Here is a 26479-nt window from a genome sequence, read left to right as displayed (position 1 = left end):
GTCTGGGGGCGGAGCCCCCAGCGACCTACCGCACCCGCTCCACGCGCCGCTCGTCCCACACCGGCGCGTCGGTCTCGCGGACCCGCCCGTCGCTGCCGAACACCAGATACCGGTCGAAGGAACGGGCGAACCACCGGTCGTGCGTCACCGCGAGCACCGTCCCGTCGAAGGCCTCCAACCCGTCCTGCAGCGCCTCCGCGGACTCCAGGTCAAGGTTGTCCGTCGGCTCGTCGAGGAGCAGGGCCGTGACACCCTGCAACTCCAGGAGCAGGATCTGGAAACGGGCCTGCTGACCACCGGAGAGCCGGTCGAAGGCCTGCTCGGCCTGGTTGGTCAGCTCGTAGCGGCGCAGGCGGGACATGGCCGCGCCCCGGTCCTGGGCGTGCTCCTTCCACAGGATGTCCAGCAGGGCGCGGCCCATCAGCTCGGGGTGGGCGTGGGTCTGGGCGAAGTGCCCCGGCACCACCCTCGCCCCGAGTTTCCACTCCCCCGTGTGCGCCACCGCCTCACCGGCCAGCAGCCGCAGGAAGTGCGACTTGCCGGAGCCGTTGGAGCCGAGGACGGCTACCCGTTCGCCGTAGAAGACCTCCAGATCGAAGGGCTTCATCAGGCCGGTCAACTCAAGTCCCTTGCAGGTGACGGCCCTTACTCCGGTACGGCCGCCCTTGAGCCGCATCCTGATGTCCTGTTCGCGCGGCGGCTCCGGCGGCGGGCCGGCCTCCTCGAACTTGCGCAGACGGGTCTGCGCGGCCTGATAGCGGGAGGCCAACTCATGGCTGATGCTGGCCGCCTGACGGAGATTCAGCACCAGCTTCTTCAGCTGGGCGTGCTTCTCGTCCCAGCGCCGCCGCAACTCCTCGAAGCGGGCGAAGCGTTCGCGCCGCGCTTCGTGGTACGTCGCGAAGCCGCCGCCGTGCACCCACGCGTCCGCGCCCGCGGGCGAGGGCTCCACCGACACGATCTTCTCGGCGGCCCGGGAGAGCAGCTCCCGGTCGTGGGAGACGAAGAGAACCGTCTTGCGGGTCTCCTTCAGCCGCTCCTCCAGCCAGCGCTTGCCCGGCACGTCGAGGTAGTTGTCCGGTTCGTCGAGCAGCAGCACCTCGTCGGTGCCACGCAGCAGCGCCTCCAGCACGAGCCGTTTCTGCTCGCCGCCGGAGAGCGTGCGCACCTCCCGGAACTGCGCCTTCTCGTAGGGCACCCCGAGCGCGGCCATGGTGCACATGTCCCACAGCGTCTCCGACTCGTACCCCCGCACCTCGGCCCAGTCGGCCAGAGCCTGCGCGTACTTCAGCTGGGCGGCCTCGTCGTCGACGGTCATGATGAGGTGCTCGGCCCGGTCGACGGCCTGCGCGGCCTCGCGGATGCGGGGTGGGGCGACCGACACGAGCAGGTCTCGTACGGTCGTCTCGTCGCGTACGGAGCCTACGAACTGGCGCATCACGCCCAGGCCGCCGCTGACGGTGACGGTGCCGCCGTGGGGTTTCAGCTCGCCGGAGATCAGGCGGAGGAGAGTGGTCTTGCCGGCGCCGTTGGGGCCGACCAGGGCGACGGCCGCGCCTTCGCCCACCCGGAAGGAGACGTCACCGAGCAGAGGCCTTCCGTCGGGGAGGTAGTACTCGAGGTGTGCGGCTTCCAGGTGTCCCATGAGGTCGGATTCTGGGTGGTGAATGAGGGGGGTGGCAAATGTTTATCGTCGAGTGCGGGTTCGTTGTGGCTGGTCGCGCAGTTCCCCCCGCGCCCCTTGGGGACGCGGGTCCGCGGCCGGCATGGGCATGTACCCCCTACACCGGCTGCCCCGCCGGGCCGCTCTCCGCCGCCCGAGCCACCGTGGCCCCCGCCCACGACACGGCCTTCCAGCCATCCGTCGGTGATCCCTCCAGGATCACCACACCCGTGTTGTCCAGCGGCCGCGCCGCCGCGAACGCCACGTCCACGTTGTCCGCGCGTGCCGCCGTCCACATGCGGATCGCCGCGCCATGGCTCACCATGGCCACCGTCCCGGCCCCGCTGCCCGCCGCCTCCGCCACCACGGCGTCGTACCGGGCCAGGGCCTCCGCGCCGCTCTCCCCGCCCGGCATCCGCAGAGCCGTGTCGCCGGCCGCCCAGGCGAAGACCGTCTTCATGTAGAGGGCGCCGTGTTCGCCGTCGCCGGGCAGCATCTCCAGGTCGCCCGCGGACAGCTCCCGGATACCGTCGCGCACGATCACCTCAAGCCCCTTCGCGGCAGCCAGCGGGGCGGCCGTGAACTGCGTACGGACCAGGTCGGAGGCGTACAGCGCCTGGATGTCCTCGTCCGCCAGTGCGGCGGGGAGTGCCGCCGCCTGCTGTTCGCCGAGTGCGGTCAGGCCCGGGCCCGGGACCGCCGTGTCGAGGAGGTAGTCCACGTTGGAAGGGGTTTGACCGTGGCGTATGAGGAGCAGGCGCATACAGGGGCTCTCCGGATGTCGGTCACCGCCCGGCGGGCAGGAAACGGGCACTTCAGGGTACCCGGCGGCCCAACGCCGACCGACATCCGCTGGAGGCCGAGTTCCGTGGCCGGGCCCGTCCGCTGTGGCTGCTGTTCGTCGGGAACGGCACCTATCGCCGGATGGGCCTCGCCCCGGGCCGCCGCCATGACCTCGCGGACGGGCAGTTGGACGTGCGGGTCGTGCACGGCGGGCGGCGCCCCGCGCTGCGCCTGCTGACGGCCGCCCTCGCCGGTCCGCTGACGCGCTCCCCCGCCCATGCGGCTGTGCAGGTGAACCGTCTGGGCATCGCGGGTGTCGCACCCGGCACGCTCCTCGCCCACGACGGCGAAGTCACCGAGGTGGAAGGCGAGTTGACGCTGGAGAAGCTGCCGGAGGGGCTCGTCGTCTATCGGCCGCTCTCCACTCACTGACGAGCCGTCAGTCCATATGTCAAAACGCAGGTCTCACCATTCGACATGCGGGCGTACGGTGATGCGTACCGACGAAGCCTCGGACAGGGGAGTTCAGCCATGTCGAAGTCGCAGGAGACCGCCGTCTACACGCACGGGCACCACGAGTCGGTGCTGCGCTCGCACACCTGGCGCACCGCCGCCAACTCGGCGGCCTATCTGCTCGACTCGCTGAAGCCCCACATGAAGATCCTGGACATCGGCTGCGGCCCGGGGACCATCACCGCCGACCTGGCGGCCCTGGTCCCCGACGGGCACGTCACCGGCGTGGACCACGCGCCGGGCATCCTGGACCAGGCCCGGGCCACGGCGGCGGAACGGGGCCTGACGAACGTCGACTTCGCGGTCGCGGACGTACACGCCCTGGAGTACCCGGACGACACGTTCTGCGTGGTCCACGCCCACCAGGTGCTGCAGCACGTCGGCGATCCGGTGCAGGCGCTGCGGGAGATGGTGCGGGTGGCGAAGCCGGGCGGGTTCATCGCCGTCCGCGACTCGGACTACGCGGCCATGACCTGGTATCCGGCGTCCCAGGGGATGGACGACTGGGCCGACCTGTACCGGCGGGTGGCCCGCGCCAACGGCGGTGAGCCGGACGCGGGGCGGCGGCTGAAGTCCTGGGCGCTGCGGGCGGGGCTCACCGACATCACCGCGACGGCCGGCACCTGGACCTTCGCGACGGCGGAGGAGCGGGCGTGGTGGAGCGGGCTGTGGGCCGACCGGACGCTGGCGTCGGCATACGCGGAGCGGGCCACGGAGGGCGGGCACGCCACCGCCGAGCAGCTGCGAGCCGTGTCGGACGCCTGGCGGGAGTGGGGTGCGCAGGAGGACGGCTGGTTCAGCGTGCTGCACGGAGAGATTCTGTGCCGAAAGGCTGCCTGAATCTCCATTTTCGGGATACCCGAAGAACAGGAGGTTCAGATTATGGTTGCCGTCTTGCTCGTATTGCTCCTGGCGCTCATTCTCTTCGGCGCGGGATTCGCAATAAAGATACTGTGGTGGATTGCGCTGGCGGTTCTCGTGCTGTGGCTGCTGGGATTCCTGGTACGCGGCACGACAGCGGCCGGAGGCAGGGGCCGCTGGTACCGATGGTGAGGTAAGGCACCGATACCGCGGTTCGCTTCCCCGGGAGTTCACTCCCGGGGAAGCAGCGGCCCGAGCGGCCCGAGGTCCAGATTCAGGTCCTCGGGCCGCAGTCCGTAGCGCTCGCGCAGTTCGGTCATACGGTCGTCGAGGAGCATCAGCGTCAGGCCGATCCGCTCCTCCTGGTCCTCGCTGAGGTCGCCCGTGTCGAACCGGCGCAGCGCCTGCCGTTCCATCAACTGGCGCAGCAACTCGACCACGGTCAGAACGAGTTTGACCAGGTCGCGTTCGACGGTGTCGGGTTCCAGGTCCAGCCGGTTTCGGCGGGCGGTCACAGCGACTCCTCCCAGGGTGACGGCACCTGCTCGTTGACCGAGCTGATCAGTGCGTTGAGGTCGATACGGACCAGGTCGACGTCCGCGATGCGCAGGGTGACGTCCCCCGTGATGACGACGCCGCCGGCCAGCAGCCGGTCGAGCAGGTCCACCAGGGCGATCTCACGGCGTTCGACGACGGTCACGTCTCTTCCCCCGCGAATGAATAGGCGGCCCATGGGCCGGTGAGTTCGACCCGTATTCCGGGGATGCTCGCCTTTGTTTCGTCCTTGCTCCGGTCCACCAGTTCCACGAATTCCTCGGAATCGTTGCGGGCTACCAGATACGCCGCGTTGAGAACATTCCGGCCGGGCACTCCGGACAGCGCGGGATTCTGCGGAGCGTGCAGCCGGGAATCATCGGCGTACGCGGAAAGAGCGGCGTGCAGATGGTCGGCGAACTCCTCCGTCTGCTGCCACATGTCATCGTTCGCCCGTACCCGCGTACGCCGTTGCCGCAGATAGTCACGGCCCGACGCCGGCTTCTGCGCCGGTGCGTCCCTTTCCTCGGGCTCGGTATCCACGTACACCTTGACGCCCCATTCCACCCGCCCCGTCAGCCGGTCGAGGGTGCGCCGGAAGTCGTCCTCGCGGGCCTCCAGCATCACCCGGACCCCGCTGTCGTCCCGGAAGACGGTGCCCATCCTGAGCGGCAGCGGGGTGGTGACGACGGTGAGCGCGTCGATCACGCTCTGGTGGGCCCGCGCCGTCTCGGTGAGCCAGTCCAGGTCCTCCAGACGCCTGCGGAGCGGCTCCTCCGCGAAGTCCCGCTCCGGCACGTGGCTGACCACGGCGATCAGGCCGTGGTGGGTCAGCAGTCTGGGCGGATCACCCGCCACTCCCTTCAACTGGGTCTGCAACGGCGCGCTGAAGGGGCGGCAGACGGCGTAGACGTACCGCAGTCCGGTCATGGGGCCTCCTCCTCTTCAAGACGCCTGGCTTCATGACGCCTGGCTTCATGACGCCTTGCGTCACGACGCCCCACCTCGCGGTGCTCTTCCTCGCGCTCCGGCTCCAGTTCGGCGAGCCGTTCACGCAACTCGGCGTTCTCCCGGGCGAGTTCCTTGCGGCGGGCTCCGGAGGACAGTGCGGGGTCGTCCTCCCACCAGTCGATGCCCATCTCCTTGGCCTTGTCCACCGAGGCGACGATCAGCCGGAGTTTGATGGTGAGGAGCTCGATGTCGAGCAGGTTGATCCGGATGTCACCGGCGATCACGATGCCCTTGTCGAGGACGCGTTCCAGGATGTCGGCAAGGTTGGCGCCCGAACCCTGTCCGTAGGGTTCGGGCAGCCGGCCGGCCATGGTCATCGACGGCCCCCGCCGTCGGCGTACTCGTACTCGGGCTCTTCCTCTTCTTCTTCCTCGTACTCGCCCTCGTCCTCGTACTCACCCTCGGGCTCCTCGCCCTCCTCTTCCCCCTTGGCCTCCTCCTCTTCCTCGTACTCACCGTCCTCGTCCTCGTCCTCGTACGCGTCCTCGCCCTCCTCCTGAGGAGACTCCTCCTGAGCGGCCTCCTCCTCGGCCAGGGCGTCCTCGTGGCTGGTCACGACCTCGCCGTCGCGGATCTCGCCGCGCCAGCCGTCCTCCGCCTCGCCCTTGAGGGTGATGAAGCGGACGTAGTTCTTGAGGTCGAGACGGGCCCGGCGGCCCTGGGCGCGCCAGATGTTGCCGGTCTTCTCGAACAGGCCCTGGGGGTAGTACTCGATGACCAGCAGGACGCGGGTGAGGTTGTCGTCGAGCCGGTGGAAGGAGACGACGCCCTTGGTGGTGCCCTTGGCGCCCTCCGAGGTCCAGGAGATCTTCTCGTCGGGCACCTGCTCGGTGGTCTTCGCCTTCCAGCTGCGGTTGGACCAGAAGACCTTCAGCTGCCAGTCGGACTGGGTGTCGTCGGCGCGGTTCGCGCTCTTGACGCCCTTGGCGAAGGTGCTGAAGTCCTGGTACTTGGTCCACTGGTCGTAGGCGGTGCGCCTGTCCACGCCGACGTCGACGGACTCGATGATGACCGTCGGCTTATTGCCCGACCCGCCCTTGCGTTTGCCCTTGCCCCCACCGAGCTTCTTGAAGGCTCCCACGACGTTCTCCTTGGCGCGCGAGGCGCCCAGTTCCAGGGCGGAGCGCAGCGGGCCCTTGCCCTCGGCGAGCTTGCGTCCGCCGTCGAGGGCGAGCTTGGCGAAACCGGGGCTGTTGCCCTCGGCGATGTCGTTGAGCTTGCCGGTGGTCTCACCGAGCTTGCGGCCGACGCCGACGAGCATCCGGGTGGCCTGGGCGGCCAGGTACTCCTGCACCTCGGCCTTGAGCCGGTCGGCGGCCTCGCTGTGGGCCACGTCGGCCAGCTGGCCGGTGACCTTGCCGGTCGCGCCCTGTGCGGCCGAGCCGGCAGATCCGAGTGTCTCGGTCATCACTCACCGCCTCCCTTCGGCAGACGGGTCCGGGCTCCGCGGGCGGCGCCGCGGGCCGCACCCGCCTTGCGACCGGTCGTCTTCTTGGCGGTCTGCTTCGCCGGGGCCTGCTTGCTCGCGGACTTCTTGGCCGCCGCCTTCTTGGCCGGGGCCTTCTTCGCGGGAGTCCTCCTCGCCGGAGCCCGCTTCGCGGCCGCCTTCCTGGCCGGCGCCTTCCCGGCGGCCTCCTTCGCCGATCCGCGCTCGGATCCGCCGGCCGGAGGCTCCTCATCGGCCTCCGACTCCTCGGCCTCCGACTCCTCGGCCTCCGACTCCTCGCCGTCGGACTCCTCGTCGTCGTACTCCTCCCGCTGCTCCTCGTCCTCAGTCTCCTCCTCCTCGGCCTCCTCGTCATCGTCGAGGTCGAGGCCCGGGACCTGGTCCGTGACGCCCTCGAGCTGGTCGCGGACCTCGGCGGTACGGCCGTGCAGGCGGTCGGCGAGGGCGTCGATCTGCCGCTCCACCATCGCGCCGGAGGCCGCCTTGCCGACGCCGCGCAGGTCCTCGCGCAGCTGGTCCCCGATCTCCTTGAACTGCGGATTGTTCTGCAGCTGCTGGGACACCAGATCCGCGACGCCCCGCGGGGTCAGATGCATCCGCTTGCCGGCCACCAGAGTGCCCAGGGCGAACGCCAGTTTCATCTTCTTCGTACGTCCGAGGACGTATCCGGCCCCTACCGCGAGGCCCAGTCCCACTCGGTTCATCGTGCCGTCCCGTCGCCTGTGGCCGCGCCACCGCGCAGGCCGATCTCCAGCCGGTCCAGAAGCTCGTCCTCCTGGCGGTCGAACTCCTCCTCGTCGATCTCGCCGGCCACCAACTGCTCCTCCAGCCTGGCGAGTTCGGCCCTGACGGTGGCGGGGTCGTAGTAGATCCGCTCCGCCTCCCGCAGCACCTGCCCGATCACCCACCCGCTGCCGCGCACCGGGGCAAAGGGCAGCAGGACCACTTCCTTGATCAGTCCCACGGGCTCACTCCTCGGTGGTGCCCGGACCGCCGACGGTGCTTCCGGCGTGCTCGGCGGGACCGGGCTCGACGAAGCTGTACGGCGGCAGCGGGCCGTTGACACGCAGCTCGATGTGCGGATGGCTCTTGCGGGCCTGCTCGATCTCGGCCAGGAAGTTCTCGGCCGAATCGCGGTCCACCAGGAAGGAGACATTGAGCAGCCAGCCGGTGGACTCGGGCCCGTCGGCCACCGCGGAGGCGACCGGTTCGAGGGTGCGCTGCAGCTCGGCGGCGTCCTCGACCTCCCGCGCCTTGACGGCTGCCACCACCATCTCGCCGAGCCGCATGCGCTGCTCGTAGCTGCCGCCGCCCGACTGCCGGTTGGCCTCGGTCATGGCGCGGATCTCCGGGTTCTCGGACATCACGCGGTGCAGCACAGCCTCTTCCTGGTGCGCGGCCTTGACGTTGTACTCGACCTTGCCGTCGAGGGCGCGCAGACGCTCCCCGTAGTGGTCGGCGCGTTCGGCGAGCACACCGGTGACGGTGTCGTCGTCGGGGGCGACGCTGCCGAACCGCATGGGCAGTACCGATCCGCCGGCCTCCGCCTCGGCGAGCACGGCCTGGTGGGCGAGCAGGTCCCTGCGCTTGGGCCTGAGCCCCTCCGGGGCGTCGCTCACGACGGCCGCCAGCTCGCCCTCCTCGAGGACGCGCACCTTCATGGGCGGATCGCCGATCCCTACCATGTCCTCCGGGAGCGTGGGGTGCGAGTTCGACGTGATGCCGTAGACATACGTGCTCACTCCTGCTCCTCCTTCCTGCGCGAGGTGCGCGAGGCGGTGGTCTTGCGGGCACGCGGCCGGGACTCGGCCTCCCGCTCGCCGCCACTCTCGTCACGTCCCTGCTTGAAGGCGTCGGAAATCGTCTCGGCGGCTCCGGAGAGCGCGCCCTTCGACTTGCCGCGCGCGCCGGACTCGGTGATCTCGCCGACGAGGTCGGGCAGACCCGGATCCTTGCGCGGTCCGGCCTCCAGATCGAGGCGGTTGCACGCCTCGGCGAAGCGCAGATAGGTGTCGACGCTGGCCACGACCACACGTATGTCGATCTTCAGAATCTCGATGCCGACCAGGGATACGCGCACGAAGGCGTCGATGACCAGGCCCCTGTCTAGGATGAGCTCCAGAACGTCGTAGAGGCTGCTGCCGCCTCCGCCGCCGGTCTGCTGTGCCGGGACAACGGTCATACCGACCGTCCCTCCTTGTCTGTGTGAGTGGCGGGCGGGCGGCCTATCGGCCGCCGGGCCTGTGTGCGTCGGCCCGCCCGCGCTCGTAGCGGCGGACGCGTCGGTAACCCGTGAGCTGCCCGTCGGGCGAGAGATCGACCTGATAGCTGGCCATCAGACTCATCGTGTCCGGCACCCGAGTCAGCTCCAGCACCTCTATCTCGAGGCGCCAGCCGTCCTCCGTCTGTTCGAAGGACGACACGCTCTCGGCCGCCATGCCGGTCAGCTCCGCGAGCTGCGTGCGCGCGTGGCGCAGCACCTCCATGGGCTTCGGCCGCTTCTCCGCCGTGTTCTTCTTGTCGGAATTCTGTGAATTTTGCGAACCTGGGGTGTCTCTTGTGTTTGCCATGGCCACCTCTGTGACCGGGTGGCCTCTATGTCCGCGGCCAAACCTCAGGAGCCGCGCAACGCGTCGAGCCTGCGCCGCGCGGGCCCCAGCGCGCGTGCCCTGCTCATGACACCGGCCCAGGGGTCGGTACGTGCCTGTTCGACGGCGTCGGCGATGGTCCAGCGGCGTGCGGTGAGACCCGGGTCGGCCAGCTGGGTCCAGTCGATCGGGGTGGCCACGGGCGCTCCGGGCCGGGCCCGCACGGTGAGCGGAGCGACCGCGGTCTGTGCGTAGGCGTTGCGGCCGACGTCGAGGTAGAGGCGGTCGCCGCGGTCCTTCTTGCGGGCCGCGGTGGTGAGCCGGTCGGGGTGCGCCTCGGCGAGGGTGTCGGCCACGTCGCGGGCGAACTGCCTTGTCTCGTCGAAGTTCTGACGACCGTTCAGGGGGATGACGATGTGCAGCCCGCGCGAGCCGGTGGTCATCGGAGCGGAGGGGAGTCGGAGCTCGTCGAGGAGTTCGCCGAGCAGCCAGGCCGCCTCGCGTACGGCGGCGAAGTCGTCGCCGGAGGTCGGGTCGAGGTCGAACACCATCCGGTCGGGCCGGTCCTCGCGCCCGACTTTGGACAGCCAACGGTGCAGGGTGAGGGCGGCTTGGTCGGCGAGGTGGACAAGAGTCGCGGAGTCGTCGCACACGGTGTGGCAGACCGTGCCGCCCTCCTTGGGCTCCTCGGCGCGGGTGATCCAGTCCGGATAGGAGTCCGGGGTGTTCTTCTGCATGAAGCGCGGCCCGTCGACACCGTCCGGATGCCGTTCCAGCATCAGCGGGCGGCCTCGCAGGTGCGGCAGCAGGAAGGGGGCGGCCGACCGGTAGTAGTCGACGAGGTCGCCCTTGGTGTATTCCTTCGTGTCGCCGCTCCCCGGGAAGAGCACCTTGTCCGGCCGGTGCACCTCCACCGTGCGACGTCCGGCCCGCACGGTCCGTACGTCGTCGCTCACCGCACGACCGCCTCCTCCACCAGGAGCTTCCCGGCGGCGGCGATCGATTCGGCGTCGATGCCGGCGGCGTGCAGCTGCTCGTCCGGCGAGGCCGAGCCCGGCATGTCGCGGACGGCGAGCCGCACCAGGCGCGGCACGGGCCGCCCGTCGAGGAAGGCGTCGAGCACCGCGTCGCCGAGGCCGCCCTCCTCGTGGTGGTCCTCGACGGTGACGAGGCAGCCGGTGTCCTCGGCGGCCCGGCGCAGGGTGCGCCGGTCGACGGGCTTGACCGAGTACAGGTCGATCACCCGGACCCGGATGCCCTTCCCCTCCAGCGCGTCGGCGGCGGTCAGCGCCTGCTGCACGGTGACGCCGGCCGCGACGAGGGTGAGCCGGTCCTCGCCGGAGGAGCGCAACACCTTGCTCCCGCCGATCGGGAACTCCTCGTCGGGCCCGTAGATCACCGGGCTCTCGCCGCGCGAGGTACGCAGATAGCGGATGCCCTCGCACCCGGCCATCTCGGCGACCAGGATCGCGGTCTGGTTGGCGTCGCACGGGTACAGCACGGTCGAGCCGTACACGGACCGCATCATCGCCAGGTCCTCCAGCCCCATCTGGCTGGGCCCGTCCTGCCCGATCGCGACCCCCGCGTGCGAGCCGACGAGGTTGATGCCGGCGCCGCTGATCGAGGCCATGCGCACGAAGTCGTACGCGCGTGTGAGGAAGGCCGCGAAGGTGGAGGCGTACGGCACCCAGCCGCGCGAGGCGAGCCCCACCGCCGCCGCGACCATCTGCTGCTCGGCGATGTAGCACTCGAAGTAGCGGTCGGGGTGTTCCTTGCCGAAGAACTCGGACCGCGTGGAGTCGCCGACCTCGCCGTCGAGGGCGACGATGTCGCCGCGCGCGGTGCCGAGTGCGGCGAGCGCCTGACCGTAGGCGTTCCTCGTGGCGACCCCCTTCTCGGGGTCTGCCATGTCCCAGCGGGGCAGTTCGAGGTGCCCGGCGCGTACGGCGTGCAGCATGCGGGCGGCGGGCGGCTCGTGGACCTGGACGCGAAGGTCGCGGGGTCCGCCGAGTTCGAGGATCGCCTCGTCGGCGTCGGGGAGCGGCTTGCCGTGCAGGCCCTCGCGGTCCTGGACGGAGGCGACGCCCTTGCCCTTGAGGGTGCGGGCGAGGATCGCCGTCGGCTGGCCGGTGGTCGAGATCGCCTCGCCGTAGGCGCGGTCGACGGCGTCGACGTCATGGCCGTCCACCTCGATGGTGTGCCAGCCGAACGCCTGGAAGCGGCGGGCGTAGGCGTCGAGGTCGTGCCCGTGCCGGGTCGGGCCGCGCTGTCCGAGGCGGTTCACGTCGACGATCGCGGTGAGGTTGTCGAGGTGCTCGTACGCCGCGTGCTCGGCGGCCTCCCACACGGACCCCTCGGCCAGCTCGCTGTCGCCGGTGAGCACCCACACCCGGTACGCGGCGCGGTCCAGCCGCTTGCCGGCCAGCGCGATACCGACGCCGACGGGCAGTCCCTGCCCGAGCGACCCGGTGGCGGTCTCGACCCACGGCAACCGCCGGGGAGTCGGATGTCCCTCCAGCCGACTGCCGAGCTTGCGGAAGCTCAGCAGCTCGGTGTCGTCGATGGCACCGGCTGCCTTGTAGGCGGAGTAGAGAAGCGGCGAGGCGTGTCCCTTGGAGAGGACGAAGCGGTCGTTTCCGGGGTGGGCAGGGCGGTCGAAGTCGTAGCGAAGGTGATGGGCGAGCAGTACGGCCATCAGATCGGCGGCGGACATCGAGGACGTCGGATGCCCGGACCCCGCGGCATCGGCGGCCCGTACGCTGTCGACGCGCAACTGCTGGGCGAGCTCGGTCAGTTCGGCGGTGTTCATGAGTCTCCTTCCGCAGGGGTGCCGGGACGCTTGACGGGGCCGGCGGGCTGGTTCTTGGCGGACCCGAACGCGAACTCCGGCGACTCCGCGTCCTGTTGAGGCTGCTGCACGGTCCCCGGGCCAGTTCCGGCGTGGCCTCCTTCACGGAGGTCCCCATGCGAACGATGCGGGGTCGAGCCACGGTTCGCCTCCGGCGCTGTCGCGTGCGTCGTACGGAGCCTTCCGCGTCCCCCTGGTCAGCGCCGCCAAACGTGCTCCGGTTTCCGCGTGACCGCCGGGTACCCGGACGCCGACCGGCCCCCGCGCGTCGCCCGCCTTCGGAGGTGCTGTGGAGCTCGGACCAGCGACGAGGCCCCAAGGGCGGTCCGCTGCACCGTACGGACGCCGCCGTGCGCGTGCAACAGCTCGCAGGAGGGGTATGCCGCGATACGCCGGCGCCGAGCCGACCTGCACGATCGTGCGTGATCTCGACCTGCCGGGCCGCGTCGTCGACGGCCTACGTGTCGGCCATGTCCACGCAGGCGACGAGAGCCTCTCCCCCGGCCTACCGCGCCTCGTCAGCGGCCGCGGCGAGGCCCTCGCGTCCCCGGGCCGGCGGGGCGACCGGGTCGCCCCGGGCGGCGAAGGCCAGGGCCGTGGCCCGCCCCGCGCCGCCGCTGGCCCCGGTCACCACGACGCCCCTGCGGCCCCCGGGCACGGGCATGCCCCAGGGCCTGCGCACCCCGCATCACGCCCGGTGGTGGGGCTGCTCGGGGTCGATGTCGTCGGGGCTGGACGCCGCCGGTTCGCCCGTGCCGGGCTCCGGGATGCCCGCGCCGGGCGTGCCGGCGGGTGGGACCGGCGGAACCGGCGGGTAGGGCATGCCGAGTCCGCTCGGCGGGGCGGCGGGTGCCCTGCCGCCGCCGACGACACGGTCGCCCTGCCCCGCGGCGGCCGGCTCCGCCCCGTGCTCCGGCGTGGGCCGGGACGCGTGGGGCCGCGCCGCGCCCCGCAGGACATAGGCGACGACACCGAGGATCGCGGCGGTGATGAGCGCGGCCGCCCAGTCGGGCAGGCCGATCGCCAAGGCCAGCCCCACGGTCAGCGCCAGAGCCGCGCCCGCGTACAGGGCGACGGCGCCGGAGGCGGCGTAGAGCATGGCCGTGCGGCGCTGTTTACGAGTCTGTTCGCGCAGTTCGTCGCGCACAGTCTCGCGCGCCACCTGCGCCAGCTCGTCGACCAGGTGCTTGTCCAGGTGTTCCAGATGATCCAAGCCTTCCATGGACGCCGAGTACCCGTACAGGCGTACGCATAACGCGGTCCGTCACGGGCGGAACACGCTGCCGAATGGACCGGAAGTGATCTCCTCGCCCGGCCACCCCAACTAGGCTCGTCCGCATGGACATTCTGGGAGCCACGCTGCGCATCTGCGTCGACGACCTGGAGACCGCGGTCCCCTTCTACGAACGCCTGGCGGGCGGCAGAGCTCTGCGTTTCGAACGCGGTGGCGTCCAAGTGGCCGCGGTCGGGTGTTTCCTGCTGATGAGCGGACCCGAGGCCGAGCTGGACGTGCTCCGCAAGATCGCCGCGACGATCGCCGTGAAGGACGTCGAGGAGACCCACCGGGTACTCACCGAGCTCGGCGCCCGCATCGTGGCCGGCCCGGTGGCGACGCCGGGCGGCCGCAACCTGATCGCGATGCATCCCGACGGCATGGTGTACGAGTACGTGGACCGCAACCAGTGACCCGCCCCCCTCACAGCTCCGGCGGTCGCATCCGGAAGTCGTAGTGCGCCGGGAGCGGTTCGTCGGTCAGCCTCGACCACAGACGGCCGATCGCCTCCGCTCCCTCCCGCAGATCGGCGACCTCGAACCCCGCGCGGAAGACGTCCAACGCCTCCTCCGGCAGCCCCTCCGCGAGCAGCAACCCGGCCTCGACCAGCCGGAACCGACCGCGCTGCCGAATCCCGGGAAGCAGCCGGTCCCACACGGCACGTGCCTGCGCGGTGCGGCGTACGGCGAGCAGCGCCTCGATCGTCTCCCGGCCCAGCGCCGCCGTGGCCGCCGTCCACGACTCGCCGTGGTCGCGGCGCTCGGCGCACAGGTCGTCGAAGGCGTCGGCGTACCGGTCGGCGGCCCGCTCGTGGTTGCCGCTGTCCTGGTCGGCGACGGCGAGGCAGCGCAGCAACGGCCAGAGGGACGGGGCGAGTTCGAGGGCCCGCTCCCAACTCCGCACGGCCTGGGCCCGATCACCGGCGTGCCACTGGGCGACGCCCAGGTGGTACTCGGTGAGCGGGGTGGCCGGCGCGGTCTCCAGCATGTCCCGCCAGTGCGGGGCGACGAGCGTCTCACCGGGCGGCCGCACCCGGCGCGGCTCGGGGAAGGCCCCGGCGCGCAGCAGCTGCAGCCAGGGCTCCTGCGCCGCGCCGAGAGTGCTCTCCTCGAAGGGCGTACCGGGCAACTTCCAGTCGGCACGCAGCACTTCGAGCGCGCCCCAGCCGGAGCCGGTGGCGAGAACCTCGCCGGGTTCGGTGTCGGCGTACGGCTTCCAGGCGGCGTACGCGGCGTCGACGTCGGCGCGGGCCAGCACGGTTTCGAGGCGCGCTTCCACCTCGTCGACGGCCTCCGCGGCGTCCAGCGGCCCGTACGCCTCCAGCCACGCCACCTCGCTCTCCGCGTCCAGCCGCACATGCTCCAACTGGGTACGGGCGAGCCCGGCCTGGATCTCGCGGTAGCCGCCGGTGCCGGGCTCGGTGAGCCACTCCTGCCAGCGCCGCCCGCCGGGCCCCTGCCCCCAGACGAACAGCTTGCGTCCGCGCAGCACGTCGGTGGACGTCTGCACCAGCCCGTGCCCGTCCTCGTCGAGGGCGGCGATCCAGCGTCGCCGGGCCTCGGGAAGGTCGTAGAAGTAGTCCGCCGCACAAGGGAGTCGGCGGATCTCGTCGTACGAGGGGCTGGGCACCCTGCGCAGCCGCCGCTCGTACCCGAAGTGCCAGGCCTCGTCCGCCGGCGCGAGCACCCGGCGTTCCTCGGGGACGGCGATGTTGGACCACCAGTACGTCGGCACCGGCTTCTCGTGCGGGTTGCGGACGCGGACGCCGACGTAGAGGAAATCGGACCTCGCCGGCAGCCAGAGGTCGATCTGGAAGGGCAGGTCGCGCAGCCGCTCCCACTCCCAGAGGCGGAGCATCTCGCCGCCGTCGGGGGCGGGGACCCGGGCGGCGTGCAGAGGCGAGCAGGAGAGAGTCGTGTGGCCGGTGGCGCCGATGTTCCACTCGATGCCGCCGGAGAACCAGGCGCCGTTGAGGGCGAAGCCGGCGGGCTGGAACACCGGGTTGCGGTACAGGAGTTCACGTCCGGTCGGCTTGTGGAGGAGGGAGGCGACCCGGCCGCCGAGGCCGGGCAGGACGGTGGCGCGCAGGCGGTCGTTCTCGATGACGAGGGCGTCCATCTCGCGCGGCTCGCGCACTCTGCCATAGCCGTCCCGGACCCGCACCGGCAGCAGACTCCGCAGGGGCTCGTATCCCGCCTGCAGGGCCATCTCGCGCGGCAGCTCGTCCCGGTCCCGGTCCTCGATCCGGTGCACCTCGTGGAGCAGCCGCAACGGGGGCAGCGGATTGTCCGGCCCCAACTCCGCGGCGGGCAACGTCAGTACCTCACGTCGGATGGTCGTCACGATCACCATGGAAGCCGCTCACCGGTGAGCTGACCAGGGGAGGCACCGGTCAGGATTCCGCAAAGGGTCGACGCAGGCCCAGGTCGGAGGGGGCGTCGAGCACCACGCAATTCCGCATGCGGGGTCGTCCTCGTCGACGTACAGTCGGCGCCCAGACGGAAATCGACCCAGGAGTGGACCGATGAGTGAGCAGCACACGTACCGGGTGATCGTCCGGGGCACGTGGGACGGGCTGGCCGACGAAGCCCGCGAGCGGCTGCTCGCCGAGGCCGCCGACCACGGGATGCCGAGCATGCGGTTCACCGAGGAGGGCTCACTGTCGTACGAGCCGTCGCCGCTCAAGCACTTCTCGATGCGGTACGTGGTCGTGTCCGACGCGGCCGACGGCGACGAGATGGCGGGCGCTGTCGCGGAGGACCGTGCCGAGACCACGCTCCGGGAGCTCGGCTACGGCTTCCGCGACCTCAAGTCCACCGTCACGGACCTCGACACGATGAAGGTCAACCGGAAGGCCGCATCTCGGCGGTGATCGCCCAGCGCTCGTGGTCCCGCCAGGCGCCGTCGATGAAGATCATGTTCGGGGAGAAGCCCTCCAGGCGGAAGCCGCAGCTGCGGGCCAGGGCTATGGAGCCGGTGTTCCGGGGCTGCGCGTTGATCTCCAGCCGGTGCAGTCGCATCGGGCCGAAGGCGTACCCGACCACCAGGTCCAGCCCCTCCCGCATCAGCCCGCGCCCGACGGCGTGCGCGAAGGCGCCGTAGCCGAGCGCGCCGCACTGGAAGCCGCCCTCGACGATGTTGTTGATGTTGATGAACCCGGCGATGCCCCCGCCGTCGACCTCGCACACGAGGAACCCGGCCTTGGACCGGTCCTCGATCAGCCGGCCCGCGTAGGCGGTGTACGCGTTGGGGGTGTCCGGCGGGAAGAGCCAGGGATGGTGCAGGTCCTTGCTCTCGCGGGCGCGGGCGGTGAACTCCGCACCGTCCTCGTAGGTGAAGTGACGTATCCCCACCCGGGGGCCTTCGGCGAGATAGCGGGATGCGGTGTGCGGCATCCCGCCACCCTACGATCCGCTAGCCGCGCCGTCTCATGAAATACGCCCCGCACAGGGCACCGATGACCCCGGTCCCCAGCAGCGCCATCCACAGCGGCATCGTCACCTCGGGGATCAGCAGCCGGATCCTGGTGGCACCGGTGTTCTCGAAGATGAAGATCAGGGCGAGGACGGCGAGCAGGAGGACGGTGACCCGGGCCGGCGTCAGCATCTGCCGGCCCCGGCCCCCGCTCTTGGTTCCGCTCTCGGAAGTCTTCGGGCTCATGGGACCAGCCTGGGCCCGAAACCCCCGTCACGCACGGTGAGGCCTGCCTCCGGGTGACTCGGCCGCCCACCACCGGCAGCTTTGCGGTCAATCACCGAGACGAGTGTTTCCTGACAGAAAGCCAGTGACGGTCGCTCAGCGCAGGGCGGGCTCGTCGAGGGTCAAGGTGCCCGCGTCGGCGTCGAGTTCGGCACGCACACCGAAAGGGATCGTCGACGCCCCGTCGCAGTGCCCGAATCCGAACTCCTCGGCCACGGGCACACCGAGTCCGCCGAGCCGGTCGACGAGCATCGCGCGCACCCTGTCGTACGGCTCGCACCGCTTCCACGAGCCGAGCAGCACACCGCGCACCCCGTCGAGCCAGCCCGCGCGCAGGAGTTGGGTGACGTAGCGGTCGAGGCGGTACGTCTCCTCGCCGACGTCCTCCAGGCAGAGCAGTCCGCCGCGCGCGCCGGGCCGGGCGTACGGCGTGCCCAGCTCGGCGGCGAGCAGACAGAGAAGGCCGCCGAGGGTGACGCCCCGCGCCCGGCCCGGCACCAGGGCGGTACCGCCGGAGGTGAGGGTGCGGACCGTCTCCGGCGCGAAGAGCGTGGCCTTGAGGTGTGCCTGCGCGTGTGCGTTCTCGAGGAAGTCGGCGGCGGCGGCCATCGGTCCGTACAGGGTGACGAGGCCCAGCCGGGTGGCGATGGCCTCGTGCAGCGCGGTGATGTCGCTGAAACCGAGGAAGACCTTGGGACCTGCGGCGCGCATGGCCTCCCAGTCGAGCAGATCGACCATGCGCTGGACGCCGTATCCGCCGCGGGCGCACAGCACGGCGTCCACGGACGGGTCGCACCAGGCGGCCTGGAAGTCGGCGGCCCGGTCGGCGTCCGTGCCCGCCAGGTACGTGAACTCGCCGTGCCGGTCCAGCACATGGGGCGCCACGACCGGGTCGAGGTCCCAGGCCCGCAGAATGTCCAGCCCCGCCTGCACCCGCTCCTCGGGCACCGGCCCGCTGGGGGCGACGACGGCCACCCGGGCGCCGGGAGCGAGCCTGGACGGCCGGACGAGTTCTCTTACCGCTTCTGTCACTTGGACAGCTCCAGGGTCGGGATGCCGCGTGGATTGAGCCCGAACACCTGGGCATACAGGGAGAGTTCGGCCTCCAGGACGCGGATCATGGTCTCAGAGCGCCGGAATCCGTGCCCCTCCCCCTCGAAGGCGAGGTAGGCGTGCGGCACCCGTCGCCCCCGCATCCGCTCCAGGAACCGCTCGCACTGGGCGGGCGGGCAGATCACGTCGTCCAGGCCCTGGAGCAGCAGGAAGGGCGCGGTGATGCGGTCGGCGTGCTCGGTGGGCGAGCGCTCCGCATACCGTCCGGGCACCTCGGCGAGCGGGCCGACCAGGGTCTCCAGGTATTGCGACTCGAAGTCGTGGGTCTCCTCCTCGGCCCAGGAGGCGAGGTCGAGGATGGGGTAGATGATCGTGCCGCAGGCGTAGACGTCGGTCGCGGTGAGCGAGGCGGCCGTGGTCCAGCCGCCCGCGCTGCCGCCCCGGATGGCGAGCCGGTCCCGGTCGGCGGTGCCCTCGTCGGCGAGGGCGAGCGCGACGGCCGCGCAGTCCTCGACGTCGACCACGCCCCACTGCTCACGCAGCCGGCCGCGGTACTCCCGCCCGTACCCCGTCGAGCCGCCGTAGTTGACCTCGGCGACCCCGATGCCGCGGGAGGTGAAGTAGGCGATGGTGTGGTCGAGGACGAGCGGCGCCCTGCTGGTGGGGCCGCCGTGCGCCCAGACGACGTACGGCGGCAGCTCGTCGCCGGGCGGGACGCAACCGGGGTTGTGGGGCGGGTAGATGTGCGCGTGGATGTCGCGTCCGGCGGGGCCGGTGAAGGTGCGGATCTGGGGTTCGGGGTAGTGGGCGGGGTCGACGGCGTCCTCGTGCTCGGCGCCGATGACCCGGGCCCGGCCGGTCCGGGTGTCCAGCTCCACCACCTCGTAGGCGCTGCGCGGGCTGGCCCCGACGGCGACGATCCGCTCGCCGTGCACCGCGAGCGTGGGCCCGAACTCCGTCCAGGGGCCCGCCGCGTCGACGATCTCGCCGGTCTCCGGGTCGAGTACGCCGAGGGCGGTGGCGCCACCGCCGTGCACAACGGCGATCAGTCCGCTCTCCAGTGGCGCGAACCAGCGCTGGCCGAGCTTCCACAGCGGCCCGGCGAACTCCTCCTCGCGCGGGCAGAGAGGCACGCCGTCGCGGTAGAGGTTCCACCAGCCGGTGCGGTCGCTCGCGTACAGCAGGGAGCCGTCGGCCGCCCAGTCGACCTGCGCGATCGACTCGTCCGTCCCGCCGGCGACGGTCCGCGCCTCGTGGAGGGTGCCGTCGTCGCCCACCCCGGCGACGACCAGCTCGGTCCCGTCCCACGGCATGCGCGGGTGGTCCCAGGCGAGCCAGGCCGCGGTGCGGCCGTCGGGAGAGACACGGGGTCCGGTGACGAACCGGTGCCGGTCGTCGGTGAGTTCGCGTACGGCGTCCCGGTCCTGGACGGCCGATCCGTCCAGCGGTACCGCGGCCAGGACGCGGCGCACGTCGGTGGAGCCGTCGCCGGTGAACTCCTCGAGGACGCACCATACTTCGCCGCGGTCGAGCAGCAACCGGGGCTCGGCCCAGCGCAGTCCGCCGCCGACGAGGGAGACAGGGGTCAACGGCTGGGGATCGCCGTCGAGTTCGTAGCGGTACAGCCGCTGGTCGGCGAAGTTCACGAACACCACAAGCGGCCGGCCGTCCACGATGGCGCCCGCCCATGGGTGGCCGCCGTACTCGATGACTCGGCTGCGCACGTTCCACGGCGCGGGCAGCACCGGCTCCTCCCGGCCGCCGACGCGTCTGCGCACCAGCGTGCGCCGGCCGCCCTCGGTGGGCCGGGGCTCGGTCCACCACGCCTCGGCGCCGACGAAGCCGACGTACTCGGGGTGCCCGTCGTGCGCGGCGGCGAGCGCCGCGTCGATGGGCGAGGGCCAGGAACCGTACGGCAGGGTCTGCACGTTCTCCCCCAACTCGCCTAGGCCGTGCGCAGGAACCGGTCGAGTACCCGCACTCCGAAGTGCAGTGCCTCCACGGGCACCCGCTCGTCGACGCCGTGGAACATCGCCTGGTAGTCGTACCCATCCGGGAGCTTCAGAGGCGTGAACCCGTAGCCGATGATGCCAAGTCGTGAGAACTGCTTGGCGTCGGTGCCGCCCGACATGCAGTACGGCACGACGTGCCCCTCGGGCGCGAACTCCTCGACGGCGGCCCGCATCTTCGCGTAGGTCGGCGAGTCGACCGGCGCCTGAAGGGCGACCTCGCGGTGGTGGAACTCCCAGTCCACGTCCGGCCCGGTGAGCCGGTCGAGGGTGGCGCGGAACTCGTCCTCGCCGCCCGGCAGATACCGCCCGTCGACGTACGCGACCGCCTCCCCCGGGATCACGTTGATCTTGTAACCGGCGTCCAGCATGGTCGGGTTGGCGCTGTTGCGGACGGTCGCCTCGACCAGCTTGGCGGCCGGGCCGAGCTTCTCCAGCAGGGCGTCCACGTCGTCGAGGCCGCTCTCGATGCCGTAGAGCGCGGCGAGTTCCGTGAGAGCCGCGGACACGGTCGGGGTCGGCCGCAGCGGCCACTCGTGCTCGCCGATGCGGGTGATGGCGGCGGCGAGCCGGGTGACCGCGTTCTCGTTGTTCACCTTGGAGCCGTGCCCGGCCCGCCCTCGGGCGGTCAACTTCAGCCAGCCGGTGCCCCGTTCACCGGCAGCGATGGGATAGAGCTCGCGACCGCCGCCGTCGTGGAAGGTGAACGCCCCGGACTCACTGACCCCTTCGGTACAGCCCTGGAACAGCTCGGCGTGCCGATCGGCGAGGAATCCGGACCCGTCCCGCGCGCTGTCCTCCTCGTCGGCGGTGAAGGCGATGACGACGTCCCGCCGGGGCCGGACGCCCTTCCGGGCCCAACTCCGCGCGATCGCAAGGATCATGGCGTCCATGTTCTTCATGTCGACGGCCCCGCGCCCCCACACGACCCCGTCCCGGACCTCCCCGGAGAAGGGGTGCACGGTCCAGTCGTCGGCCCGCGCGGGTACGACGTCCAGATGACCGTGCAGGAGCAGCGCGTCCGCGCCCGGGTCCGTGCCCTCGATCCGCGCGACGAGGTTCGTGCGCCCCTTGGTCCGTTCGAGGAGCGTGGGCTCCAGCCCCGCCCCGGCCAGCTGCTCGGCGGCGTACTCGGCGGCCGGCCGCTCCCGGCAGTCCCCACCACCCCTGTTGGTGGTGTCGATCCTAATGAGGTCGGAGGTGAACCGGACCACCTCGTCCAGCGCCTGCTCGTCAGCCATACTGCTCCTCCACTGCGGCCGAGACGATCGTGGTGACCGCCTTGAAGGTACGAATGCCCTCGTACATGGTCCCGCTGGTGTACGCGACCTTCCGTTCCCCGATCCGGCCCACACCCGGCACCACGGTGGCGGCCATCGCCAGGTGCTCGGCGTCGAATTCGAGCGCGATGGTGAACGGCCCTGTCTGCACCGGTTCCTGACGGACCGCCAGCTGCGCGGCCTGCTTGGCCGCGGCCCGGATGTCGGCGGCGGTCCTGGCCGGCGTACGGCAGACGGCCGCGTACCGCGAGACATGGTCCTTGACGGCGACCTTCAGCGCCTCGGGCGCATATCCGAGGGCGTCCTCACAGGCCACGTCGTCGCCCGTGACGAGGACGACGGGGACGCCGTACTCGGCCACGACATGCGCGTTGAGGAGCCCCTCACTCGCCCGTACGTCGTTGAGCCACACACCGGTGATGGAGTTGGCGAGATAGGTGTGGGCGAGGACGCCCTCCATACCGGCGCCCGCGTGATAGCCGACGAAGGCGATCCCGTCCACGTCCCCGTGCTGCACGCCCTCGACCATGGACAGGGACTTGTGCCGCCCGGTGAGCATCTCCGTGCGCTCGTCCAGCCGCTCCAGCAACAGGTTGCGCATGGTCCAGTGGGCCTCGTTGACGACCACCTCGTCCGCCCCGCCGTCGAAGAACCCCAGCACGGCGGCGTTCACGTCCGAGGTGAACATCGAACGGCACCGCTCCCACTGCGGCGTCCCCGGCAGCACATCGGCCGGCCAGGTCACGCCGGTGGCGCCCTCCATGTCTGCGCTGATCAGGATCTTCATGCCTGGTCACGTTACGCGCCGAGGCAGGTCGGGTTCCAGGACTCGGCCGCTCGGCTGCATCACGGCGCGGGGCTGCGGGGTGGCGCGCTGATCCGGGGTCGGTGGTCGGGCGGGTCGGCCGAGCGGGAGGTCCGGTCGGCCGACCCCGGCTTGCGGCTCCGGCGGAGGCGGCATCGGACGGGATTCCGTCGACACCGAAGGCGAGGGCCCGACGAGGATCGATCTCCCCGCAGACCACCGGCGCCCCGGAGGCACCACCACCCGCTGCCAGGGGCCGTACGGCCACCCGGAGGACGGCGCCGACTGCCCGAACGCCGCCCGCTTCGAAGTCCTCCGCCTCCGGCAGCCCGCACTGGCCGTCTGCCCGGTCCCTCTGCGCCCGTCCCTGCTGCCGGCGGTCGACGTGCTGTGGCCGCCGCGGATCACGCCGGTGCGACAGCGACCCTGCGCAGGTCGGCCGGGAGGGCGTCGCAGCGGAGCACGACCCCGGCGGCCGTCCTCAGAGCGTACGGCCGAACAGGTCCAGCAGCGCCGCCCAGTGCCGCTCGGTCGCCTCCGCGCTGTGCATCGCCGTGTCGGCCTGGGTGAAGCCGTGGTGGGCGCCCTCGTAGACCTCGCCCCGGTGGCGGACGCCGGCCGCGGTGAGGGCCTTGTCGAGGCGGTCGATCTGCTCGGCCGGGTTGGTGGAGTCCTGGTCGGCGTGGCCGAAGTAGAGCTCGGCGGTGATGTGCTCGGCGAGCAGGTGGGGGCTGTCCGGTGCGTCGGTGGCGAGGTACGCGCCGTGGAAGCCGGCCGCGGCGGCGACACGGTCCGGGTAGGTGCCCGCGGTCCGCAGCGTCAGGCCGGCACCCATGCAGTAGCCCGTGATGCCGGCCGGGCCGTCGGTGGTGAGGGGCGACGCGGCCAGCCAGTCCAGGTACGCGGCGGCGTCCCGCATGGCGCCCTCCGGGGTGAGGGTGCGCGCGGCGGGGCCCAACTGCTGGATGATCTCCGGGCGTTCGGCGGGGTTGATGAACTCGGGAAGTTCGACGACGGGGGCGCGGCCGTAGCGGTGGAAGACGTTGGGCACCAGGACCGTGTAACCGGCCCCGGCGAGCCGGTCGGCCATCGACCGCAGGTGCGGGCGCAGACCGAAGGCGTCCATGTAGAGCAGGACGGCGGGGTGCGGGGCGTTGTCGGACGGGTGGACGAAGTACGCGTCGGCGGTTCCGTCGGGGGTGGTGATGTCGACGGAGGTGCCCTGGACGACGGTCATGTGCTGGTCTCTCAGTTCTCGGGGGTCGTTGTGTGGCGGAGGTGCGTCAGTGCGCGGAGGTGGCTGTGTCGGTCACTTCTCGGGGGTCGCCCGGTCGGCCAGTTCCTTCACCCGGCCCGCCGGGGTCGGCACGCCCGGCGTCTCGAATGACCAGCACGAGGCCTCCTCCTGGCTCAGCCCCGCCGGCCGCTTCCCCAGGTACGGCTCCACGTAGACCGGTGTGCCGGGCCGGCTGCTCCAGCTGTCGGCGAGGGTGCCGATGTCCACCGCGTCATGGCCGAGGGCGTCCAGCAGCGCGGTCACCTGGGCCTTGGCCGCCACGTCGTCGCCGGCGACGGGCAGAGCGCTGCGGTCGGGGTCACCGGCCGGGCGGGCGCCGGTGAACAGGCGCCGGAAGTCGATGCTGTTGAACGCCTTGACCACCCGGGCCCCGACCAGCTGCCGCCGCACCAGCGCGCCGGAGGTCAGCGCGCCCGCGTCCAGCTCGGTGATGCTGCCGTCGCGGTCCGGGTGGTGGTTCATCGTGTCGATCACGGTCTGGCCGGCGAGGGCCTCCGAGGGCGGCCGGTCGTAGGCCTTGAGCGGGACGGCGGCCACGACCAGGTCGGCCAGGGTCTCGGGGCCGCGCGAGTTGGCCACGACCACGTCCAGTCCGGCGGCCACCGCCAGCCGGGCGAGCGCGCTGCCGATCATGCCTCTGCCGATGATTCCGAGAGTCCCTGGTGTCCAGGCCACTGGTGCACCTCCGCGCCGTATGTGAAACTGAGTGTCACAGTAGCCACTGAGTATCGACACTGCAACAGGGGCCGGCACGGGAGATAGGATCGGCAGGTGACCGGAGCAGCACGTACGAACACGAGGGACATCGCCCGGGCCGCCGTACGAGCCGAACTGGCCCAGGTGGCCTTCGAGTTGTTCCGTCGCAAGGGCTTCGACAAGGTCACGGTGGACGACCTCGCGGCGGCGGCGGGCGTCTCGCGCAGCACCTTCCTGCGCTACTTCGGCACCAAGGAGGACGCCGTCCTGGGCGCCTTCGACGGGCATGACCGGCGCGTCGCCGACGCGCTGCGCGCCCGCCCGGCCGACGAGGGCGAGTGGAGGGCGCTGCGGCGCGCCCTGGACGTGGTCATCGAGCGCTACCACGAGGATCCGGCCGGCTCCCTGGAGACGACCCGGCTGGTCCGGGAGACCCCCGCGCTCCGCGCCCGGCACCTGGAGAAGCAGTACACCTGGCGCCCGGCCCTGTCGCAGGCCCTGGCCGAGCGCGCCGGCTCCGAGCGGCCGACCCTCGCCCAGTCGGTGCGGACCGCCGCCGCCCTGGACTGTCTGAACGTCGCCCTCGACCACTGGCTGGCCTCCGACGGCCGCGAGGACCTGGTCGAGTTGTTGGACGCCGCCTTCGCGGCCCTCAATATCGAGTGAGAGCGGCGCGGGGATTTGGTCGACTGCCCCCGTGACCGTCCTCGCGAACGAAACCCCCGCCACGCTCTCGGCCCGCCTGGAAGAGGCGCGAAGTGACTACGCCGCCCTGCTCGCCCTGGGCCTGTCACGGACCTGACCCGAGACAAGCCCTCCCCACGCCAACTCGCCGTCTCCGACGCCCTGTTGACCCTGCCCGGCGACCGGCGGGACCGCCGCCGACGGCACGGACTGCCGCACCTACGGCGCGCCCCTGGGCCTGCCCGAACTCCGGGCGATCTTCGGCGGGTTCCTCCAGGTACCGACCGAACAGCTCCTGCCCGGCATCAACTCGAGCCTGGAGCTGATGGACGACTGTCTGCGCCCTGTGCGAGCGCTTCGGCATCGACATCATCCCGGTCCCGATGACACCCGAGGGCCCGGACATGGACGAGGTCGAGCGCCTGGCCGCCCGCCGACGCCGCGATCAAGGGCATCTGGTGCGTGCCCGAGACGATTTCCGCTCGCGCCGACGAGCCGCCGTCCGCTGGAATTCCCGTGCGCCCCACCGTCCCCTTCCGAGCCTTCGCCCCCTCAGTTCGTGCGACCCGCCACCAGCCACTTCGACGGCAGCTCGATCCGGGTGCCGTCGGGTGCGAACTCCGTGGTGACGAGCGGGAGTTCGCCGCTCGCCAGGATCGTCAGGCCGGCCGCGCGCAGGTATTCGGGCACGGCGTCGTCGGCCACCTCGCCGGGCGCGATGCCGTGCCGGAAGATCGGTGCGAGCTTGGGCGGCGGTCCTGAGGGGCTCTGCGCCAGGCCCAGCAGGACGGGCTTGGCCGCCTCGGAGAGTTCCACGAGGAACGCCCGGCCCCGCTCGCCGACGAGCGCGGCGATGCCGTCCACCATGGGCTGCCGGTCGTCGGGTTCGGCCTGGTGGAGGACGCCGCGCATATAGACGTTGGCGTCGCCGAGTTCGGCGTGCAGCGTCTCCGTCTCGCCCTTCTCCACGGCGTCGACCACACGGTACGTGGCCTGTCCCGCCGGGTCGGCGTGCCGGGCGTGGTCGAGGGCGACGGCGGACAGGTCGGCGCCGAGGACGTGCGGGAAGCGCTCGGCGAGGAACCGGGTCTGAGTGCCGTTGCCGCAGCCGAGGTCCACCATCGCCAGACCGGAGTCGGTGAGGTGCGGTTCGAAGAGGGCGAGGTGGATGCCGACGGTGAGGGCCGGATCCGCGTCCCAGAACACGGCCCCCTTATCCTCCGGAGCCTCGCGCCAGAAGCCCTCCCAGGCCTCCCGGTACCGACTCGTCACGCTCATGGCCAACTCCCCAGGGTGCGCCGCGAACCCGCCCCAAGTTGACGGGCCAGTACGGTTTATCGCGCCCTGGTCACGGCTACAAGCGCGTGGCGCATTCCTTCACCCCGCTTTCGATATGCGTACGCCCCCGTGCGCCGCACGCGCCCCTGTGAGGCGG

Annotated in this window: 30 protein-coding genes and 3 pseudogenes; 7 read left to right on the top strand and 26 right to left on the bottom strand. The window is 71.4% G+C overall.

Annotation, left to right across the window (positions count from 1 at the left end; all coding sequences use genetic code 11):
• Positions 1-25: 25 nt before the first annotated feature.
• Together ACWC09_RS15495 and ACWC09_RS15490 are read right to left on the bottom strand one after the other, a co-directional pair.
• Positions 26-1645, bottom strand: a complete 1620-nt coding sequence (locus tag ACWC09_RS15495; RefSeq protein ID WP_450851038.1) for an ABC-F family ATP-binding cassette domain-containing protein — start codon at positions 1643-1645, stop codon at positions 26-28.
• A gap of 136 nt (positions 1646-1781) precedes the next feature.
• Positions 1782-2426 (bottom strand): histidine phosphatase family protein, encoded by a 645-nt coding sequence (locus ACWC09_RS15490; protein WP_450851037.1) that lies wholly within the window; start codon positions 2424-2426, stop codon positions 1782-1784.
• Positions 2427-2428: 2 nt separating this feature from the next.
• On the opposite strand from ACWC09_RS15490, the pseudogene ACWC09_RS15485 reads away from it, so the two are divergent.
• The 3 genes and pseudogenes from ACWC09_RS15485 to ACWC09_RS15475 all read left to right on the top strand — a co-directional run.
• Positions 2429-2878: pseudogene (locus ACWC09_RS15485) on the top strand (phosphoesterase); the annotation flags it as partial.
• A gap of 99 nt (positions 2879-2977) precedes the next feature.
• On the top strand, positions 2978-3799 hold the full coding sequence (locus ACWC09_RS15480; protein ID WP_450851036.1) for a class I SAM-dependent methyltransferase: 822 nt from the start codon (positions 2978-2980) through the stop codon (positions 3797-3799).
• Positions 3800-3841: 42 nt separating this feature from the next.
• Positions 3842-4012 carry a hydrophobic protein gene (locus tag ACWC09_RS15475; RefSeq protein WP_356354740.1) on the top strand — a complete coding sequence of 57 codons (171 nt, stop codon included), beginning with the start codon at positions 3842-3844 and terminating at the stop codon, positions 4010-4012.
• Between the two features lie 38 nt (positions 4013-4050).
• Here the strand turns inward: ACWC09_RS15475 and ACWC09_RS15470 are convergent, their stop codons facing one another.
• The 14 genes and pseudogenes from ACWC09_RS15470 to ACWC09_RS15405 form a co-directional block, all read right to left on the bottom strand.
• Entirely contained in the window at positions 4051-4335 is a 285-nt protein-coding gene (locus ACWC09_RS15470; RefSeq protein ID WP_450851035.1) for a gas vesicle protein K, read from the bottom strand.
• Complete coding sequence (locus ACWC09_RS15465) at positions 4332-4520, bottom strand: gas vesicle protein (RefSeq protein ID WP_450851034.1); 189 nt, start codon at positions 4518-4520, stop codon at positions 4332-4334. The genes ACWC09_RS15470 and ACWC09_RS15465 overlap by 4 nt, the downstream gene beginning before the upstream one ends.
• A complete protein-coding gene (locus tag ACWC09_RS15460) occupies positions 4517-5284 on the bottom strand; it encodes a GvpL/GvpF family gas vesicle protein (protein WP_450851033.1) in 768 nt (255 codons plus the stop codon). The genes ACWC09_RS15465 and ACWC09_RS15460 overlap by 4 nt, the downstream gene beginning before the upstream one ends.
• Complete coding sequence (locus tag ACWC09_RS15455; RefSeq protein ID WP_450851032.1) at positions 5281-5682, bottom strand: gas vesicle protein; 402 nt, start codon at positions 5680-5682, stop codon at positions 5281-5283. The genes ACWC09_RS15460 and ACWC09_RS15455 overlap by 4 nt, the downstream gene beginning before the upstream one ends.
• Positions 5679-6773, bottom strand: coding sequence for an SRPBCC family protein (locus tag ACWC09_RS15450; RefSeq protein ID WP_450851031.1), 1095 nt, complete (start codon positions 6771-6773; stop codon positions 5679-5681). Before ACWC09_RS15450 ends, ACWC09_RS15455 begins: the two co-directional genes overlap by 4 nt.
• Positions 6773-7516 carry a DNA primase gene (locus tag ACWC09_RS15445; RefSeq protein ID WP_450851030.1) on the bottom strand — a complete coding sequence of 248 codons (744 nt, stop codon included), beginning with the start codon at positions 7514-7516 and terminating at the stop codon, positions 6773-6775. Before ACWC09_RS15445 ends, ACWC09_RS15450 begins: the two co-directional genes overlap by 1 nt.
• On the bottom strand, positions 7513-7776 hold the full coding sequence (locus tag ACWC09_RS15440; RefSeq protein ID WP_450851029.1) for a gas vesicle protein GvpG: 264 nt from the start codon (positions 7774-7776) through the stop codon (positions 7513-7515). Before ACWC09_RS15440 ends, ACWC09_RS15445 begins: the two co-directional genes overlap by 4 nt.
• Before the next feature lie 4 nt (positions 7777-7780).
• Positions 7781-8554 (bottom strand): GvpL/GvpF family gas vesicle protein, encoded by a 774-nt coding sequence (locus ACWC09_RS15435; protein ID WP_450851028.1) that lies wholly within the window; start codon positions 8552-8554, stop codon positions 7781-7783.
• Positions 8551-8994 (bottom strand): gas vesicle structural protein GvpA, encoded by a 444-nt coding sequence (locus tag ACWC09_RS15430; RefSeq protein ID WP_450851027.1) that lies wholly within the window; start codon positions 8992-8994, stop codon positions 8551-8553. Before ACWC09_RS15430 ends, ACWC09_RS15435 begins: the two co-directional genes overlap by 4 nt.
• A gap of 43 nt (positions 8995-9037) precedes the next feature.
• Positions 9038-9382, bottom strand: a complete 345-nt coding sequence (locus ACWC09_RS15425) for a gas vesicle protein GvpO (protein WP_450851026.1) — start codon at positions 9380-9382, stop codon at positions 9038-9040.
• 44 nt (positions 9383-9426) lie between these two features.
• On the bottom strand, positions 9427-10356 hold the full coding sequence (gene ligD, locus ACWC09_RS15420) for a non-homologous end-joining DNA ligase (protein WP_450851025.1): 930 nt from the start codon (positions 10354-10356) through the stop codon (positions 9427-9429).
• The gene (locus ACWC09_RS15415; protein ID WP_450851024.1) at positions 10353-12209 is read right to left on the bottom strand and encodes a transketolase; all 1857 of its coding nucleotides are present in this window, start codon (positions 12207-12209) and stop codon (positions 10353-10355) included. Before ACWC09_RS15415 ends, ligD begins: the two co-directional genes overlap by 4 nt.
• A 499-nt stretch (positions 12210-12708) precedes the next feature.
• Positions 12709-12912 (bottom strand): annotated as a pseudogene (locus tag ACWC09_RS15410) (SDR family NAD(P)-dependent oxidoreductase); the annotation flags it as partial.
• A gap of 24 nt (positions 12913-12936) precedes the next feature.
• Positions 12937-13470 carry a phage holin family protein gene (locus ACWC09_RS15405; RefSeq protein ID WP_450851023.1) on the bottom strand — a complete coding sequence of 178 codons (534 nt, stop codon included), beginning with the start codon at positions 13468-13470 and terminating at the stop codon, positions 12937-12939.
• A 116-nt stretch (positions 13471-13586) separates the two neighbouring features.
• Between ACWC09_RS15405 and ACWC09_RS15400 the strand changes: the two genes are divergently transcribed.
• On the top strand, positions 13587-13934 hold the full coding sequence (locus tag ACWC09_RS15400; RefSeq protein WP_450851022.1) for a VOC family protein: 348 nt from the start codon (positions 13587-13589) through the stop codon (positions 13932-13934).
• A 10-nt stretch (positions 13935-13944) separates the two neighbouring features.
• Here the strand turns inward: ACWC09_RS15400 and ACWC09_RS15395 are convergent, their stop codons facing one another.
• A complete protein-coding gene (locus ACWC09_RS15395; protein WP_450851021.1) occupies positions 13945-15873 on the bottom strand; it encodes a DUF5107 domain-containing protein in 1929 nt (642 codons plus the stop codon).
• A gap of 172 nt (positions 15874-16045) precedes the next feature.
• On the opposite strand from ACWC09_RS15395, the gene ACWC09_RS15390 reads away from it, so the two are divergent.
• Entirely contained in the window at positions 16046-16393 is a 348-nt protein-coding gene (locus tag ACWC09_RS15390) for a DUF6204 family protein (protein ID WP_450851020.1), read from the top strand.
• Here ACWC09_RS15390 and ACWC09_RS15385 read toward each other — a convergent pair.
• From ACWC09_RS15385 to ACWC09_RS15350, 8 genes are all read right to left on the bottom strand, one after another.
• Complete coding sequence (locus tag ACWC09_RS15385; protein ID WP_450851019.1) at positions 16365-16916, bottom strand: GNAT family N-acetyltransferase; 552 nt, start codon at positions 16914-16916, stop codon at positions 16365-16367. The genes ACWC09_RS15390 and ACWC09_RS15385 overlap by 29 nt on opposite strands.
• A gap of 19 nt (positions 16917-16935) precedes the next feature.
• Entirely contained in the window at positions 16936-17181 is a 246-nt protein-coding gene (locus ACWC09_RS15380) for a LapA family protein (RefSeq protein ID WP_450851018.1), read from the bottom strand.
• A 135-nt stretch (positions 17182-17316) separates the two neighbouring features.
• Complete coding sequence (locus ACWC09_RS15375; protein ID WP_450851017.1) at positions 17317-18252, bottom strand: S66 peptidase family protein; 936 nt, start codon at positions 18250-18252, stop codon at positions 17317-17319.
• Positions 18249-20201: a prolyl oligopeptidase family serine peptidase gene (locus tag ACWC09_RS15370; protein ID WP_450851016.1), complete on the bottom strand. Its 1953-nt coding sequence runs from the start codon at positions 20199-20201 to the stop codon at positions 18249-18251. The genes ACWC09_RS15375 and ACWC09_RS15370 overlap by 4 nt, the downstream gene beginning before the upstream one ends.
• Positions 20202-20218: 17 nt before the next feature.
• Entirely contained in the window at positions 20219-21523 is a 1305-nt protein-coding gene (locus tag ACWC09_RS15365; protein ID WP_450851015.1) for a M20/M25/M40 family metallo-hydrolase, read from the bottom strand.
• Complete coding sequence (locus tag ACWC09_RS15360) at positions 21516-22349, bottom strand: M55 family metallopeptidase (protein ID WP_450851014.1); 834 nt, start codon at positions 22347-22349, stop codon at positions 21516-21518. The genes ACWC09_RS15365 and ACWC09_RS15360 overlap by 8 nt, the downstream gene beginning before the upstream one ends.
• 499 nt (positions 22350-22848) lie before the next feature.
• Positions 22849-23604, bottom strand: coding sequence for a dienelactone hydrolase family protein (locus tag ACWC09_RS15355; protein WP_450851013.1), 756 nt, complete (start codon positions 23602-23604; stop codon positions 22849-22851).
• A gap of 72 nt (positions 23605-23676) precedes the next feature.
• The gene (locus tag ACWC09_RS15350) at positions 23677-24339 is read right to left on the bottom strand and encodes an NADPH-dependent F420 reductase (RefSeq protein ID WP_450851012.1); all 663 of its coding nucleotides are present in this window, start codon (positions 24337-24339) and stop codon (positions 23677-23679) included.
• A gap of 96 nt (positions 24340-24435) precedes the next feature.
• Here ACWC09_RS15350 and ACWC09_RS15345 point away from each other — a divergent pair, with 96 nt between their 5' ends.
• The gene (locus tag ACWC09_RS15345; protein ID WP_450851011.1) at positions 24436-25026 is read left to right on the top strand and encodes a TetR family transcriptional regulator; all 591 of its coding nucleotides are present in this window, start codon (positions 24436-24438) and stop codon (positions 25024-25026) included.
• A 250-nt stretch (positions 25027-25276) separates the two neighbouring features.
• Positions 25277-25348, top strand: a pseudogene (locus ACWC09_RS15340) (hypothetical protein); the annotation flags it as partial.
• Positions 25349-25596: 248 nt separating this feature from the next.
• Here the strand turns inward: ACWC09_RS15340 and ACWC09_RS15335 are convergent.
• A complete protein-coding gene (locus ACWC09_RS15335; protein WP_450851010.1) occupies positions 25597-26322 on the bottom strand; it encodes a class I SAM-dependent methyltransferase in 726 nt (241 codons plus the stop codon).
• Between the last annotated feature and the right edge of the window lie 157 nt (positions 26323-26479).

This window comes from Streptomyces sp. NPDC001617 (assembly GCF_053596855.1).
This window is presented reverse-complemented; position numbering and strand designations above follow the sequence as displayed.